Raw genomic sequence first — 16,246 nt, forward strand, 5'->3', positions numbered from 1 at the left:
TTATTTTTTATTTTCTGATTAGACGCCATCTTCATAAAAACGTCCTAGAATTTGAACATTCTCTGCAATACTTACGAAAGCATCCGGGTCAGAGGCTTTCATTGCTTCTCTTAATAGCGGAAGTTCGTAACGTGTCACGATTGTCATCAAGACTGTTTGTTTGTCATGTTTGTACGCACCTTCTGCTTCATTGATAATCGTGATTCCTCGACGCATACATTTTTGGATTTCATTCACGACTTTTTCAGGATGTTTCGTCACAATCATAACCTGCATTTTCTTCTGCTTCGTGTAAAAAACATCTGTCACTTTCCCACTAACAAAAATCGACAACGTGCTATAAAACATATATTGCCAACCAAACAGAATTCCAGCAACAAACACAATCAATGCATTGAAATAAATCGAAATAGAACCAATGGATTTACCAGTTTTCTTTCGTATTGTGATACTGACAATATCTAATCCACCAGAAGACAGACCATTTCTAAGTACTAAACCAATCCCAGCTCCCATCACTGCTCCACCAAATAATGCACAGATGATTGGATCTGTTGATAACACGGTTTCGGGTACGATGTGAATAAATAGCGAGGTCAAAGTAACCGTGATAAACGTGAAAATTGTAAATTTTTTACCGATTTTAAACCAGGCTAGGAAAAATAATGGAATGTTCAATAGATAAAGAGTTGTTGACACTGGTACTTCAAAACCAATCAACGTTTTGGATAAGGTTGTTAAAATTTGCGCCAGACCAGTAATTCCACTTGAATAAATATGACCTGGTTGATAAAAAAGATTTAACGCAATAGATGCAATTAATGCATAAACAATAGATACCGAAAGTTTGGTCGTATAGTCGTGATAGGCCCAATTTTCGAACGTTTTTTTCATGAAAAAGCCTCGCTTTACATAATTATGGCTCTATTATAAGGTTTTTTCTTATAAAAAAAAAGAGAAGATGACAAAAGCTTAACACTTTTACCGTCTTCTCAGAATCATTTACAATTTAACTGATTTTTATTCTTCAATTTCAGTGACATCAATACTTAATTCTGCCAATTGAAGTGGAGAAACTAAGCTTGGTGCTTCACTCATGACATCAGCTGCTTTTCCGTTTTTAGGGAAAGCAATCACTTCACGAATATTTTCTTCACCTGCAAGTAGCATAGCAAAACGATCTAATCCTAAAGCAATTCCGCCATGTGGAGGGAAGCCGTAGTCCAACGCAGTTAATAAGAAACCAAATTGTTCTTCCATTTGTTCTTTCGTGAATCCAAGTGTTTCAAGAACTTTTTCTTGTAACTCACGAGTGTGAATCCGAATTGATCCACCACCAAGTTCATAACCATTTAAGACAATGTCGTAAGCTTCAGCATAAACTTTCGCTGGGTCTGTACCCAACAATTCAACATCTTTGGCTTTTGGCATCGTAAATGGATGGTGCGCAGACACATAGCGACCTTCTTCTTCTGAGTATTCAAACTGTGGCCAATCAGTTACCCATAAGAAGTTGAATTTTGCTTCATCAATCAATCCCAATTCTTTGGCTAAGCGTGTACGAAGCGCACCTAATGACGCTGCGACAACTTCTACCTTATCTGCACAGAATAACAGTAAATCGCCCACTTGTGCATCCGTTGCTTGAATGATGTCTTCTCCCGCTTCACCCATGAATTTTGCGATTGGTCCTTTTAACCCATCTTCTTCCACTTTTAACCATGCAAGTCCTTTTGCTCCAAATTGACCAACATATTGACCTAAATGATCTAAATCTTTTCGAGAATAATTGCCAGCAGCACCTTTCGCATTCAATGCTTTTACTGCCCCACCATTTTCTAAAGCCATTTGGAAGACTTTGAATTCGATTGATTTCACCGTTTCACTCAAGTCAATCAATTCCATTTCAAAACGTGTATCTGGTTTGTCACTACCGTAACGGCTCATCGCATCATCATAAGTCATTCTTGGGAATGGTAATGTTACCTCTAATCCACGAACGTCTTTCATAACTTTAGCAATCAAACCTTCAGTATAAGTTTGAATTTCTTCAGAAGTTAAAAACGTTGTTTCAATATCGACTTGGGTAAATTCCGGTTGGCGGTCGCCACGTAAGTCTTCATCTCGGAAGCAACGGACGATTTGGTAGTAGCGATCAAATCCTGCATTCATCAATAACTGCTTAAATAATTGTGGTGATTGAGGCAACGCATAGAAATGACCTGCATGAACACGAGAAGGAACTAAATAGTCACGCGCGCCTTCAGGTGTTGATTTACCTAAATAAGGTGTTTCAATGTCTAGAAAATCATTGTCATCCAAATAATGACGAATAGCTTTAGTTGTTTCGTGACGCATTTTGATATTCTTTGTCATTTTTGGACGACGTAAATCTAAATAGCGATATTTCAAGCGAACTTCATCGCTGATTGTTTGGTCATCTTCAATTGAAAACGGAGGTGTTTTCGCTTGGTTTAAAATCGTAATTTCATTGGCAATAATTTCGACTTCACCTGTCGCCATTTTCGGATTGACTGCATTTTCGCCACGACGTTTGACGATACCAGTAACTTCAATCACATATTCACTTCGGCATTTATCAGCTACTGACCAAGCATCTTTTGAAATTTCTGGGTTGAAGACTACTTGCACAATTCCTTCACGGTCACGTAAGTCAATAAAAATCAATCCGCCTAAATCACGACGCTTTTGTACCCACCCTTTCAGTGTAACTGTTTGATCTAATTGTTCTTGGGAAACAAGTCCACAATAAATTGTCCTTTTTGCCATCGTTCTCTCTCCTTCTTACTCAAATAATGTCGTTGTCATTTCATCATACACTTCATCAAATCGTTGATAGATTTCTTGTAATGAAAAGCTTTTTTCTTTACGATCTGCCATTGACTTCACATTAATTGTTTGGTTATTTAATTCATCTTCTCCAAGCACTAGCACTAATTTGGCATTTGCTTTATCCGCTGTCTTGAACTGAGCTTTCGCTTTACGATTCATAACATCACGATCTGCAGAGAAGCCAAAGTTACGAATTGCTTGAACAACTTTTAGTGCTTCAAGATTTGTGGCTTCACCAATTCCAACTACGTAAGCATCTAATTCATTTAAGGCTGGAATAACTACTTCTTCTGCCTCCATAGTTAACAAGATACGTTCGATTCCCATTGCAAAACCAAATGCTGGTGTTTCTGGTCCACCAAGTTCTTCTACCAAGCGATCATAACGACCACCCGCACAAATCGTCGCTTGGGCACCCATTTTTGGCGCATCACTCATAATTTCAAAGATAGTATGTGTATAGTAATCTAGACCACGAACCATATTGCTATCAATCTCATAGGGAATTTCTAGTGCATCTAACATCGTTGTTACTGTTTCAAAATGTTTCTTAGCTGATTCACTTAAATAATCTAAAATCGAAGGTGCATCCACAACAAATTTTTGGTCTCGTTTATCTTTACTGTCAAGGACACGTAAAGGATTTTGGTGTAAACGGCGTTTTGAATCTTCACTTAATTCATTTTCAACTGGTTCTAAGTAGTCAATCAACGCTTGGCGATAAGCTTGGCGTGTTTCTTGATCTCCTAAAGAATTGATAACCAAGCGAATTTGTGTGATACCCAACTGTTTAAAGAAGTCTAGCGCCATTGCCATACTTTCAACGTCTGTTGCTGGATTATCTGAACCAAATGCCTCAACACCAATTTGGTGAAATTGACGCAAACGGCCTTTTTGTGGACGTTCATAGCGGAACATTGGCCCCATATAAAAAGTTTTGTAAGGTTTAGCAAACTCTGGTCCAAATAATTTGTGTTCCACAAACGAACGAACGATTGGCGCTGTTCCTTCTGGACGTAAAGTTACATGACGATCACCTTTGTCATAAAAATCATACATTTCTTTTGAAACGATATCTGTCGTATCTCCTACACTACGTGAGATAACTTCATAATGTTCAAAAATCGGCGTGCGCATTTCATTGTATTGATAATCTCTAAATAATAAGCGTGCTGTCTCTTCAATAAATTGCCATTTTTCTGATTCACCGGGTAAAATATCATTCGTTCCTTTTGGTCTTTGGAAGTTCATACATCTCTCTCCTTTTCTTTTATGTAACTAAGTGAAAATAAAAAAATTCACCCCTGTTCACAATGAACAAGGGTGAATGAAAGTCATACACGGTACCACCTAATTTTGAAAGATTTCTCTTTCCTCTCACGAATAACGCTCGTACGCGGGACGGCTTTGCACGCGTCCATCTCCAGAGTGTCTTTTCGGTAACCAACTCTTGAATCATTTTCAGCCTCGATGATTCTCTCTTTCTAAAAGTATCGGTAACTTACTCGCTCTTTCAGTGATTTTCTATATTACCTACAACTTACTAAAAACACATCTTAAAGTCAAGAATATTTGCCCTAAAAGTTGGACTATGCTCATTTCATTTTTCAAAAGACGATTTAGTTTTGCATTTTTTTTGTTTGTTTTAAACTAAAAGCAAAGGGAGGAATGCAACATGGCAGAAGTAAGAATCGGACATTCACAAGTATATGCAGAACAACTTGGTTTAGGAGCAAATGCCGTTGGCGGTCACAATTTATTTCCTCATTTAGAAGATGAAGTTGGGAAACAAATCATTCGAACAGCACTCGATAATGGAATCAATCTTCTTGATACGGCTTATGCCTATGGTTTTGGACGTTCTGAAGAACTAATTGGTGAAGTTTTAAAAGAAAAAGAATATGATCGTTCACGCGTAATCATTGCAACTAAAGCGGCTCATGACCCCAACAATCCTGGGAAATTCAATAATACACCCGAATTTTTGACACAGGCTGTTGAAGAGGCATTGAAAAGACTACAAACAAATTATATTGATATTTTTTATATTCATTTTCCAGATGAAACAACGCCAAAAAATGAAGCAATTGCTGCTTTGCATCAATTAAAAGAAGCAGGGAAAATTCGAGCAATCGGCGTTTCAAACTTTTCTTTAGCACAACTAAAAGAAGCGAATCAAGAAGGGTATGTGGATATCATCGAAGACCATTACAGCTTGATTCAACGAAAAGCAGAGACCGAACTTTTTCCTTACATCAAACAGCATAAAATTAGTTTTGTTCCTTATTTCCCATTAGCTTCAGGTTTGTTGACTGGTAAATATCAGATTGGACAACCACTTTCATTTTCCAAAGGTGACCTTCGATTAAAACAGCCAAATTTTCAGGGCGAACGCTTTGAAAAAATCATTCGTACGGTTGAGCAGCTAAGACCACTTGCAGCGAACTATCAAACGAACATCGCTCAATTAGTCTTAGCTTGGTATATGAAAAATCCGGTTATCTCTGTCGTAATCCCGGGTGCAAAGAAACCAGAACAAGTTGCAATCAATGCTCAAGCTTTAGACATTCATTTGACAAATGAAGACTATCAAAAGATAGATCAATTATTTGCCGAATTTTAATTAGGACAATCTTGTTTCTTTTTTCTTCACTAGCTAAGAGACTGGGATAAACCTAAAAAAAAACCAGTCGTTTTGAACACATTTCCAATTAAAGAAAGCCTAAAACCAACGTTTTCAAAAACGAATTTTAGGCTTTTTTTCTATTTAGACTTCCTTTTCTACCAGCACCTTTTTTGTATTCAACACTGACAAAATATGCCTTATTTCCCGTCGTACTTACCATCTTTGCTAAACAAAAAATAAACTACTGTTCCGAACCCGACTAGTGCAATAATGCTTCCGACAATTGGAACCCAATTAGCATATTCGCCTGCTAACATAAGTATTGCCCCGCCAATAAATAAAAAACCACCAGCTAATAAATTTTTCATCATTACTCCTCCTCTTTTTCATATTTCTCCATCAATATAACACGGAATCACAAAAAAATTGTCCTCACTGTATCGCAAAACTCAGGTCCAAGTTCCTGTGTAAGAAATTCGTGCAGAAAGTAAGTTTGGCGCAGCGATTGATTTCTATGTTGAAAAAGTAAATCCTCTTAACTGGACTTGATGTAACCCGATTGATTGCGAAACTTTACAACGTCCGGCTTTTTTTCATTCGATGTTCCAATAAGTTTCAGAAAAATACATTCACTCCTAACTTTATCAACGACTTTGGGTTGTACAAGAGTATTGTCCAATCCAAAGTACAAATGAAAAACAAAAATCGACATAGCATCTACCTGCCATGTCGATTTTCACCTAAACTATTTTCGTAGTTAAGGGAACCGTTATCTCTGGTTTTTTATTTGTTTTGGGAGTCGATTAAAATGGTTACGGGGCCGTCATTCACTAAAGACACATCCATATCTTCACCAAACTTCCCAGTTGAAACTGGAATACCACGTTGTTTCAAACCAGTATTAAATGCTTCGTACAATGGAATAGCTGTTTCTGGACGAGCAGCAGCAATAAAACTTGGTCGATTCCCTTTTTTAGTATCTGCAAATAACGTAAATTGTGAAATGCTTAGTATTTGACCACCAATATCTTCAATACTTGTGTTCATTTTTCCTTGTTCATCTTCAAAAATACGCATTTGTGCGATTTTTTTGACCAAATACTCCACATCGTTTTGAGTATCTGTTTCATGAATACCTAATAAAATTAATAGCCCTTGATTGATTTTACCAATTTCTTGACCATTAATTGTAACTGCCGCACGACTCACTCGTTGAATGACTGCTCGCATCAAATTCTCCCTCTCTTCACGTTTATCCGTTCATTCGACGTACACTATAGACATCTGGAACAGACTTGATTTTATCTACAATACTTTTTAAGTGTGTTAAGTTCTGAATCCCTACAGTTAAATGAATTGTTGCCATCTTATCTTTATTTGTGCGAGCTTCCACACTATTAAGATTTTTTGTCATCGAATTAACTGTTTGTAAAACATCATTTAACAGTCCTGAACGATTGTATCCATAAATTTCTAGGTCAGCATCGTATTCTTTTTTTGAATTTGAAGTGTCTTCCCACTCTACCTCGATTAACCGTTCAGCAACATTTGGTTTATCTGGCTGAACATTAGGACAATCACGACGATGAATGGAAATTCCTCGACCTTTTGTAATATATCCAACGATATTGTCTCCTGGAACTGGATTACAACACCGACTGATGCGAATAAGCAAGTTTTCGACGCCTTGAATCACCACGCCGCCTTCATGACGAACCTTCATTTTTTCTGGTTCTTTTTTCGGTTGGTTCATCAATTCATTGGCTTCTTGTTTTTGTTGCTCGATTTTTTGTTCACGACGTTCTTTTTCAGTTAATCGATTTGCCATCGTTAACGGACTGATTTCACCATAACCTACAGCAGCATAAATATCATCTTCGTTATTGTAATTAAAACGATCCAATACTTCTTGCAATTTTTCTTTGGTCAAAATATCTTTTGGTAAGAAACCAAGATCAGAAATACATTTGGTAACTGATTCATGGCCTTTGACAATATTCTCTTCGCGATCTTGTGCTTTAAAGAAACGTTTGATTTTATTTTTTGCTTTACTTGTTGCAACAATTTTTAACCAGTCACGGCTTGGACCAAATGAATTAGGCGAAGTTAAGATTTCAATGATATCGCCATTTTTCAATTTGTAATCTAATTGAACCATTTTCCCGTTCACTTTTGCACCAGTTGTCTTGTTTCCAATATCGGTATGGATACTGTAAGAGAAATCTAGTGGTCCTGATCCTTTAGGAAGCTCAGTTACATCTCCTTTTGGCGTAAAGACATACACTTTATCGCTGAAAATATCTCCTTTGACACCTTCCATAAAGTCAGATGCATCATAACTTTCGTCTTGCAATTCAATAATTTCATGGAACCAGCTTAATTGTTTCGTCATTCCATCAGGTTCTACTTTATCATTTTTTCCTTCTTTATAAGCCCAGTGTGCTGCTACCCCAAATTCCGCAATTTCATGCATTTCTTGCGTACGAATTTGAATTTCAACAGGATTTCCCGCTGGACCAATCACTGTCGTATGCAAAGATTGATACATGTTAGCTTTTGGCATAGCAATATAATCTTTAAATCGTCCAGGCATTGGTTTCCACTTCGTATGGATCGCGCCTAAGACTGCATAACAATCTTTGATTGAATCAACGATGACTCGGATAGCCAGTAAATCATAGATTTCACTAAATTGTTTTTTCTGGTCTTTCATTTTTCGATAAATCGAATAGATATGCTTTGGACGGCCATATATTTCTGCATAGATACCTAGTTCTTCTGTTGCCAATCGAATATCTTCCACCGTAGCATTCACGTATTGCTCACGTTCTTCACGTTTTGATCGCATTAAATGAACGATTCGGTAATATTGTTTTGGATTCAGATAACGTAGAGCGGTATCTTCCAGTTCCCATTTGATTCGGCTAATCCCCAAACGGTGTGCTAATGGTGCATAGATTTCTAGTGTTTCTTGTGCGATTCGACGTTGTTTGTCTTCACGTAAGTGTTTTAGCGTGCGCATATTATGAAGACGGTCTGCCAATTTCACCATGATTACACGTAAGTCTTGTGCCATTGCTAACAACATTTTACGATGATTCTCTGCCAATTGTTCTTCATGAGATTTATATTTGATTTTTCCCAATTTCGTCACGCCGTCAACCAGCATGGCTACATCATCACCAAATTCTTCTCGCAAATCATCCAAAGTTACTTCTGTATCTTCAACTACATCATGTAAAAATCCCGTTGCTACAGTGTGTGGATCCATTTTTAACTCAGCTAAGATTCCAGCAACTTGGATCGGATGAATAATATAAGGCTCCCCAGATTTTCTAAATTGTCCGTCATGTGCTGCTGTTGCATAGTCACATGCTTTTTGCACGAATGCAACATGATCCGGTCCCATATATTTGCTAACAAGCGCAATAACGCCAGGACCTGTTAAAATTTCTTCTTTTGACATACAAACCGATCCCCCTTTCGTTTCGATAGCAAAACAGGAGAGGTATCTGAAATCACAATTTCTAAATTACAGTTAACTGGTATAAAGAATTCGTTTTTCCACGAATGGTATTAAAAAATAACTCCGAAAAAACAACGCATCATCACACAAAAACCTAAAAATGATTTGTGGTGCCTTTTGTCAATTCCATCGGAGCTAGTTAATTTGTCCCAACCTCTTTTATTTTTTATCGGACTCTTGAACGGTTATTGCTACTATTATACAAATTGTCGTTTATTTTTTCAATTCTATCATGTTCAAATTTATTAAGAAAAGTTCAAATGACTTATGGCAATTCTTGTAATGCCATTCGCAACTAATTTTTGCTTTTCTTGTGATGTAATCTGGTGCACGTTAATTGTTAATGCTAGCTTAGTCGCCGTATCCGATTTAAAAATTTCCGCTAGACGTAAAGCTTCTCGATAAGGCAAATCTTCTCCTAATGATAAACGTGTCCACCCTAATGGTTTCATCGCACGCTCAAATTTCACCAGTGTCAGTTCCTTTACTTGACGTGTGTCTAAATAAAAGCTTAATTTCCCATTACTTAAAGCTAGAGAAAACAACGACTCGCGCAATTCTTTTACTCGAACTGGGTGTTCAAAAATATCTGCTAGGTTCACACAAACTTCGAGAAACCCCGCTCCTGCTTGATACGCATGTGCGGCTTCAAACACTTTTTTCTCCACTGTACTTGCTCCCAATGGAAAATCAATTACACTCCCAATTTGGATCGCTGAATCTGCTAAAAGATACTTTACTCGTGCAATTTGAGTAGGCAAAACAACGATTTCCGTTGCGCCTCCTGCAACTAACCGGTACACTGTTTCTTTTAACAAGTCATCACTCATTTGATGATCCAATAATCGTACGCGAATGGATGCTTTATTTTCCATCCTGTTCACCTAGTAATTCCCATTGATAGCTCGCGGCACTCAATAAATATAATGGCGCTGTTTCCGTTCGCAAAATCCTTGAGCCTAAGCCACAAATAACTGCACCTTCTGCCGATAGTTTTTCCACTTCATCTGTCGCTAATCCACCTTCTGGCCCAAAAATTGCCAAAATACGTAGTCCTGAGCCCGATTTTTGTAAGGCTTGTGCTAAGTTAGCTAATTCTCCTCGCTTAGCTGACTCTTCGTAGGCAACTAACACCTTGTCGTAAGAAGAAATTTGTTGATAAAATTCGCTGGCTGTACTCAACAATTCTACTTGTGGTACTACTTGGCGATGTGCTTGTTCGGCAGCTTCTTGAGCAATTTTTGCTAAACGTTGTTGTCGTTTGTTTCGCTTCTTTTCATCCCATTTAACAACCGACGTTTTTGCCGGAAAGCCAAGAAATGCGTGTGCTCCAAGTTCCGTTCCTTTTTGCACAATCCAGTCTAGTTTTTCACCTTTTGGATAACCACTTGCAATGGTAATCATACTTGGTAATTCCTTTTGCCCTTGTTCTTTCATTACCTCTTTTAATTCAACTTCATTTTCTGTGATAGCAGTAATTTCAGCGATGATTGCCACTTGGTCGCTAAAAGCTAAGTAAACACGATCTTCTGGCGTCATACGCATAACGCGAGTTATATGATGATATGGCTCACCAACTAATACAAAACGGTCTTTTTGCTGGTATGGTTCTTCCAAAAAATAACGTTGCATTTAGTCCACCTCAGGCTTTTTCAAAATAATTGCATACCAATCTTTTTGTTGGAAAATTTGATCAACTACAAATCCTTGCGCCTCCATAGCATCAATAACCATTTGTTTTTTATCTTCAATAATTCCAGAGACAACCAGAGTGCCTGTTTGCTTTAATAAACGCCAAGCATCAGGAATCATCAATAAAATAATATCAGCTAAAATATTAGCAACAATTACGTCACTCTCAATCTCGATTCCGTTCAATAAATCATTGGCAGCAACATGAACATCTTTTGCAATTTCATTCATGTCCATATTTTCCTTTGCTGAACGAACAGCTACATCGTCAAGATCGTACGCATAAACTTCCTTTGCACCTAAATATTTGGCAGCAATACTTAACACGCCTGAGCCTGTACCAACGTCTAGTACCGTCTCACCACCGCGTAAAACAGATTCCAATGCTTCCAAAGTCAGCAAGGTCGTTGGATGTGTTCCTGTTCCAAAAGCCATACCTGGATCTAATGTAATGATTTTTTCCATTGGATCTTGTGTCGTATAATTTTCCCAGCTCGGAGCAACAGTCAACATTCGCGTAATACGGACAGGATGATAGTACTTTTTCCAAGCCGTTGCCCAGTTACTTTCTTCTACTTCACTAACCGTTACAATATTTTTCCCAATGGCCAGGCCAAATTCAGGCAATTGTGTCACGCGGTCTTTGATAAAAGGTAAAATTTCTGGCAAGAAAATTGTTTCTGGAAAATATGCCATGACCAGCGCACCCTCAGTTAATGAGGTAAAATCAGCTTTATCTAAAATTTCACCATACTGATCTGATTTAAAATTTTCAACATCAAGCGCATCTTCGATAGCCACACCACTTGCTCCTGCTTCCATTAAAATATTGGCAACAGCTTCGACTGCCTCACTCGCTGTTTCTACTTTGACTTCGTTCCATTTCATCGCTATCGACTCCTTAATAACTAGGGTAAGGTAAATAAGTTGTTGTATTTTGTTCCTGTTGTTTCTTTTCAACTAACTGTGCTAGTTGTTGATTATCCCAGTGTAATTCAAAAATTGCATCTTCATCGTCTGCATCTAAAAAGTCCAACAAATCACTTTGTCCCTGATCTAGTACATCCTGTAAATAATCAATAATTGCATCTGCAACTGCTTTTTCTAACCCCTTTTTACCTTCATAAGGAATTACTGCTAAGTAGTCTTCTTCGTCAAATGAAGATTTTTGTGGGTTAAATAATAAAATACCATCCTCAAATTCAATAATTTCTTCTTCAGACACAACACCTTGTGCATCGTCGATTTCTAAATGTGCTTTGTTTTCTGCAAACAAGCGAACAACTATCTCAATCGTATGATTTTTTGTATCCCAATCTAATGCAACATCATAAGCATCAATGTTTTTTTCAATGGACTCATCCAAATAACTCAGTAAATTATTTTTTTTCATCTTCGTTCCTCCATCCCCAATCGTTTTGATCGATCAGGCTCTTTTTTTGTAAAGAAATATATGGATTTCCCGAAACAATGTAGCGTAACGGCATATCCGTCCACTCACCCTTATTCGGAATACCAATTCTTGGCAAAGCAATAATTTGTTTTGGTTCTTTACGTTTCTCAAAATTCAAACGCAGCGTACTTTCACTATCCATAATTGATTGTCCATAAAGTTCTGGACCGATGGCTAAAGCTTTCACTAGCTTACCTGGACCGTTGCTAATGTCTGGCCCCTCTTTTCCTCCACGATTTTGACTCATCTGTTCAATCATAGCTGCTGGCTGAACCGCGCGAATCATCACACCTTGGGGGATTCCCTCAGGTTGAGTAATGATATTCAAAATCCGATGTGTATGCATCGTATAGAGATAGATTGTTCCTGCTTTTTGATACATCGCCCGCACCCTTGGCGTATCTCGCATGCCATAACTGTGCGCAGCTCGGTCCTCTGGCCCAAGATAAGCTTCAGCATCAACGATGTAACCAGCTAATTTGCCCATCGGTGTTACATGTTCTAAATACATTCCCAATAAATTTTGCGCAATTTCTGGTGTTGTTTTATTTTCAAAAAAAGTTTCGATTTTCTTTTTTTCCGTCATTTTTTTCACCTACTTTATCATACACAATATTTTCGTTAGATGCTATGAAAACAAAACGTTTCCTTTGTGTTCTTTCCCCCAGTTTTTTTGCAAACTATGCTATAATAAACGAACGAAAAATTGAAAGGGAGGCCACTTCATGCAACAACCTTTAGCTTATCGAATGCGCCCTCGCACAATCGATGAAGTCGTTGGACAACAGCAACTAGTCGGTGAAGGAAAAATCATTCGCCGAATGGTTGACGCGCGAATGTTGTCATCAATGATTTTATATGGACCACCTGGAACCGGAAAAACCAGTATTGCTAGTGCCATTGCTGGTTCAACAAACTATGCTTTTCGTATGCTGAATGCTGCAACTGATTCAAAAAAAGATTTACAAATTGTGGCTGAAGAAGCCAAAATGAGCGGCACAGTCATTCTGTTACTCGATGAAGTCCATCGATTAGATAAGACAAAACAAGATTTTCTTTTGCCTCATCTTGAAAGTGGACGCATTATTTTAATTGGCGCTACGACCGAAAATCCTTATATCACAATTAATCCTGCGATTCGGAGTCGAACACAAATTTTTGAAGTCAAACCTTTAGATGAAACAGATATTCAATCAGCCATTCAAACAGCCTTACTTGATAAAGAACGCGGGCTTGGAGAACTACCGATTCAACTTGATGAGGATGCCTTACTTCATTTATCACGAGCAACAAACGGCGATTTACGAAGTGCTTTGAATGGTCTTGAACTAGCGGCTCGTTCAACCAAACCAATGGAAGATGGACGCATCCACCTCACCTTAGCAATCATTGAAGAATGTGTACAAAGAAAAGCATTGACTCATGATAAAAATGGCGATGCTCATTACGATGTCATCTCGGCTTTTCAAAAGTCGATTCGTGGAAGCGATGTGGATGCAGCACTTCATTACTTGGCACGTTTAGTGGAAGCCGGCGATCTTGCAAGTATTTGTCGACGTCTAATGGTTATTGGCTACGAGGATATCGGCTTAGGAAATCCTGCAGCAGCAGCTCGTACTGTTAATGCTGTTCTTGCAGCAGAACGTTTAGGATTACCCGAAGCACGAATTCCTTTGGCAGATGTCGTAGTTGACCTTTGTCTTTCCCCTAAATCCAATTCTGCTTATACTGCATTAGATACTGCCATTGCAGATATTCGAGCTGGAAAAGCGGGAGAAGTACCAGACCATTTGCGAGATAGTCATTATCAGGGTGCGAAAGAATTGAAACGTGGACTTGATTACCAATATCCCCACAACTTTGAAAACGCTTGGGTCAATCAACAGTATCTACCAGATAAATTAAAAAATGAAACCTATTATCAGCCAAAAGAAACTGGAAAATATGAACAAGCCTTAAAGCAACAATATGAGCGAATCCAAAATTGGAAAAAGCATTCTTCTTAAAAATAAAACGGTTACTTTTTAAAGAGCGCTCCCGTTGCTCTTTTTAAATTCCTATGCTACTATAGAGATGGGAAATCTGTGATGTTCGAATTGTCCTCTTTGTGTGTTGACCGAACATTTTTATTGATATCTTGGGACCTGTCTTGTGTCACTGCTGGTAACATGCCTTATCATTTGGTAGTTCGAAGCTTCGACCGTGGGACCCACCTGCTAGAATTTGCGGGATCAATACTACAGGACAAACAACGGCATTAACGGAGATTACCCTTTGTTTAAGAATGAAGCAATTTGCTTTTAGCAAATTGCTTTTTCTGTTTTTATTCTGATTTTTTGGAGGACGTTTCATGATTCGTATGTTGATATCTATTGCAACCATACTATTGGTATTTGTTAGCTATTATTTACTCAAAAAACAATCTATTTTCTTTGCTTTAATTGAACCATCCGAAAAAAACCAAGCCTTTTTACAGTTTTCTGGTGTCGTCTATGCCTTTCTTGGTGCTTTAGGCTTACTCGTAGTCTTTTTTAATCAGAGAATGCTCGCTTTCTTATTCCTAATCGTAGTTATTCTAGCTTCAACTGTCTTCAGTATTTCATTTGCTAAAAAAATATCTGCTACTAAGCAGTAAAATAATTTTCTTTTTTTGCAAAGTGATTTACAATAAAGATAGTAAAAGAACTGATCTTTGAAGGGAGCGAACACTTATGTTACAACAATATAAAAAAATCATGGTCGCCGTTGATGGCTCTGCCGAAGCTGAGTTAGCTTTTAAAAAAGCGGTCAATGTTGCAAAACGTAATAATGGAGAACTTTTATTAGCACACGTTATTGATACTCGTGCATTTCAGACAGTTTCTTCATTTGATGGAATGCTAGCTGAACAAGCAACAGAAATGGCTAAACAAACACTAGCTGATTATGAAAAGAGCGCAAAAGAAGCTGGTTTAGAAAAAGTTTCAACTGTTGTGGAATATGGTTCACCAAAACCAATCATTGCCAAAGAGATTCCTGATGACAATGATATTGATTTGATTTTATTAGGTGCAACTGGGCTAAACGCTGTAGAACGTTTATTCATCGGTTCAGTTTCTGAATACGTTATTCGTAATGCAAATTGCGATGTCCTTGTGGTACGTACAGATTTAGAAAATCAATTACCAAAAGATGATGACAAGGAATAATCTAACTAAAAAAACCGCCAATCGTACACGACGATTGGCGGTTTTTTCATTTTTAAAACATTTATCACAAGATGAGTTACACAAAGAAAGTCTATTTTGGTTTAAGAATTTTTATCGTAAGTGAACTACTTGATACTAGGATGATTATAGTCGTTATTATCAATAACTAAATCAGCAATTTCTCTTACATGATTTTGGTTAAGATGTCGTTGATAAACCGGAATATAACGCGTACGATATTTATCTATAATCCATTCACCGAATTTAGGCACATCCCTTTCTCTCCCTCGTCGCATAACCTCCTCCATTGACACCTCTAAAAAGATTTTATAATCAATAAATGAAAGTAACTTCTCTCTAAATAAAAACGAGCCTTCTAAAAGCACAATTGTACGCTCACCAATAGTAATCATCCGATCATTAGCATATGTAGCTGACACCCAATCAAGACCCTTGATTGTCTTGTTAAGAACACCTTCTTGCTTCAAAGGAATCAAAAGTTCATCCAAAAGTTTTTGGCTGTTGAAAGCATGATAAAAAGCATCCACTTCGCTATTTTTTTCTTGAGACCATGTAATCGATGGAAGTGGCTTGTGAAAGTCATCATAATGAATGACTTGTATATCGTAACCGTTCTTTCTAAGATGAGTGGCTAATTGTGCTGTAAAGTTCGTTTTCCCTGAAGCATAACTACCATCAATTCCTACAACACTTGGCGTCTTTAACTTTTTAATCTTCTCTTCAATCAAATCATAAATTGGATACGATAAGTTCACTCTCTTACTCCTTAGCTACTTCTATTATTTTTAATTTTATAAAACAACATTGCTGGCTGACAGACAGAAACTGATCTGTAGATAGTTAATACCTTTTTTATCCTTCATTTTCATCTCTAGATTATGTAAAAA

16 protein-coding genes and 1 other RNA gene are annotated in these 16,246 nt (G+C 37.6%); 5 read left to right on the plus strand and 12 right to left on the minus strand.

The features are described 5' to 3' along the window. Positions 1 to 18: 18 nt before the first annotated feature. The 3 genes from IGJ66_RS11000 to hisS form a co-directional block, all read right to left on the minus strand. Positions 19 to 894 (minus strand): YitT family protein, encoded by an 876-nt coding sequence (locus tag IGJ66_RS11000; RefSeq protein ID WP_067483039.1) that lies wholly within the window; start codon positions 892 to 894, stop codon positions 19 to 21. A 126-nt stretch (positions 895 to 1,020) separates the two neighbouring features. Continuing rightward, a complete protein-coding gene (gene aspS, locus IGJ66_RS11005; RefSeq protein WP_430616612.1) occupies positions 1,021 to 2,790 on the minus strand; it encodes an aspartate--tRNA ligase in 1,770 nt (589 codons plus the stop codon). Positions 2,791 to 2,805: 15 nt separating this feature from the next. Continuing rightward, the gene (hisS, locus tag IGJ66_RS11010) at positions 2,806 to 4,104 is read right to left on the minus strand and encodes a histidine--tRNA ligase (protein ID WP_270492987.1); all 1,299 of its coding nucleotides are present in this window, start codon (positions 4,102 to 4,104) and stop codon (positions 2,806 to 2,808) included. Between the two features lie 424 nt (positions 4,105 to 4,528). Here hisS and IGJ66_RS11015 point away from each other — a divergent pair, with 424 nt between their 5' ends. Further along, positions 4,529 to 5,476, plus strand: coding sequence for an aldo/keto reductase (locus IGJ66_RS11015; protein WP_271027060.1), 948 nt, complete (start codon positions 4,529 to 4,531; stop codon positions 5,474 to 5,476). A 200-nt stretch (positions 5,477 to 5,676) separates the two neighbouring features. Here the strand turns inward: IGJ66_RS11015 and IGJ66_RS11020 are convergent, their stop codons facing one another. From IGJ66_RS11020 to IGJ66_RS11055, 8 genes are all read right to left on the minus strand, one after another. Continuing rightward, positions 5,677 to 5,847 carry a hypothetical protein gene (locus IGJ66_RS11020; RefSeq protein WP_169819333.1) on the minus strand — a complete coding sequence of 57 codons (171 nt, stop codon included), beginning with the start codon at positions 5,845 to 5,847 and terminating at the stop codon, positions 5,677 to 5,679. Between the two features lie 415 nt (positions 5,848 to 6,262). Beyond that, positions 6,263 to 6,709 (minus strand): D-aminoacyl-tRNA deacylase, encoded by a 447-nt coding sequence (dtd, locus tag IGJ66_RS11025; RefSeq protein ID WP_067483047.1) that lies wholly within the window; start codon positions 6,707 to 6,709, stop codon positions 6,263 to 6,265. Positions 6,710 to 6,731: 22 nt separating this feature from the next. Further along, positions 6,732 to 8,945 carry a RelA/SpoT family protein gene (locus tag IGJ66_RS11030; protein ID WP_067483049.1) on the minus strand — a complete coding sequence of 738 codons (2,214 nt, stop codon included), beginning with the start codon at positions 8,943 to 8,945 and terminating at the stop codon, positions 6,732 to 6,734. Positions 8,946 to 9,250: 305 nt separating this feature from the next. Further along, positions 9,251 to 9,880: a hypothetical protein gene (locus tag IGJ66_RS11035; protein WP_218657966.1), complete on the minus strand. Its 630-nt coding sequence runs from the start codon at positions 9,878 to 9,880 to the stop codon at positions 9,251 to 9,253. Continuing rightward, positions 9,870 to 10,637 (minus strand): 16S rRNA (uracil(1498)-N(3))-methyltransferase, encoded by a 768-nt coding sequence (locus IGJ66_RS11040; protein WP_430616613.1) that lies wholly within the window; start codon positions 10,635 to 10,637, stop codon positions 9,870 to 9,872. Before IGJ66_RS11040 ends, IGJ66_RS11035 begins: the two co-directional genes overlap by 11 nt. Continuing rightward, positions 10,638 to 11,585 carry a 50S ribosomal protein L11 methyltransferase gene (gene prmA, locus IGJ66_RS11045; RefSeq protein WP_067483055.1) on the minus strand — a complete coding sequence of 316 codons (948 nt, stop codon included), beginning with the start codon at positions 11,583 to 11,585 and terminating at the stop codon, positions 10,638 to 10,640. Positions 11,586 to 11,598: 13 nt separating this feature from the next. Then, positions 11,599 to 12,090: a DUF3013 family protein gene (locus IGJ66_RS11050; RefSeq protein WP_071868910.1), complete on the minus strand. Its 492-nt coding sequence runs from the start codon at positions 12,088 to 12,090 to the stop codon at positions 11,599 to 11,601. After that, positions 12,077 to 12,736, minus strand: coding sequence for a DNA-3-methyladenine glycosylase (locus IGJ66_RS11055; protein ID WP_067483059.1), 660 nt, complete (start codon positions 12,734 to 12,736; stop codon positions 12,077 to 12,079). Before IGJ66_RS11055 ends, IGJ66_RS11050 begins: the two co-directional genes overlap by 14 nt. A gap of 139 nt (positions 12,737 to 12,875) precedes the next feature. Here IGJ66_RS11055 and IGJ66_RS11060 point away from each other — a divergent pair, with 139 nt between their 5' ends. The 4 genes from IGJ66_RS11060 (at position 12,876) to IGJ66_RS11075 (ending at position 15,338) form a co-directional block, all read left to right on the plus strand. Further along, positions 12,876 to 14,156 carry a replication-associated recombination protein A gene (locus IGJ66_RS11060; protein ID WP_430616614.1) on the plus strand — a complete coding sequence of 427 codons (1,281 nt, stop codon included), beginning with the start codon at positions 12,876 to 12,878 and terminating at the stop codon, positions 14,154 to 14,156. A 70-nt stretch (positions 14,157 to 14,226) separates the two neighbouring features. Next, positions 14,227 to 14,421: non-coding RNA, 6S RNA (ssrS, locus tag IGJ66_RS11065), on the plus strand. Positions 14,422 to 14,500: 79 nt separating this feature from the next. Further along, a complete protein-coding gene (locus IGJ66_RS11070; RefSeq protein WP_271015918.1) occupies positions 14,501 to 14,785 on the plus strand; it encodes a hypothetical protein in 285 nt (94 codons plus the stop codon). Positions 14,786 to 14,861: 76 nt separating this feature from the next. Then, a complete protein-coding gene (locus tag IGJ66_RS11075) occupies positions 14,862 to 15,338 on the plus strand; it encodes a universal stress protein (RefSeq protein ID WP_067483065.1) in 477 nt (158 codons plus the stop codon). A 125-nt stretch (positions 15,339 to 15,463) separates the two neighbouring features. Here the strand turns inward: IGJ66_RS11075 and IGJ66_RS11080 are convergent, their stop codons facing one another. After that, on the minus strand, positions 15,464 to 16,114 hold the full coding sequence (locus IGJ66_RS11080; protein WP_430616615.1) for a uridine kinase family protein: 651 nt from the start codon (positions 16,112 to 16,114) through the stop codon (positions 15,464 to 15,466). Between the last annotated feature and the right edge of the window lie 132 nt (positions 16,115 to 16,246).

This window comes from Enterococcus sp. DIV0176, assembly GCF_050528535.1.
GTDB classification, from domain to species: Bacteria; Bacillota; Bacilli; order Lactobacillales; family Enterococcaceae; genus Enterococcus_B; species Enterococcus_B thailandicus.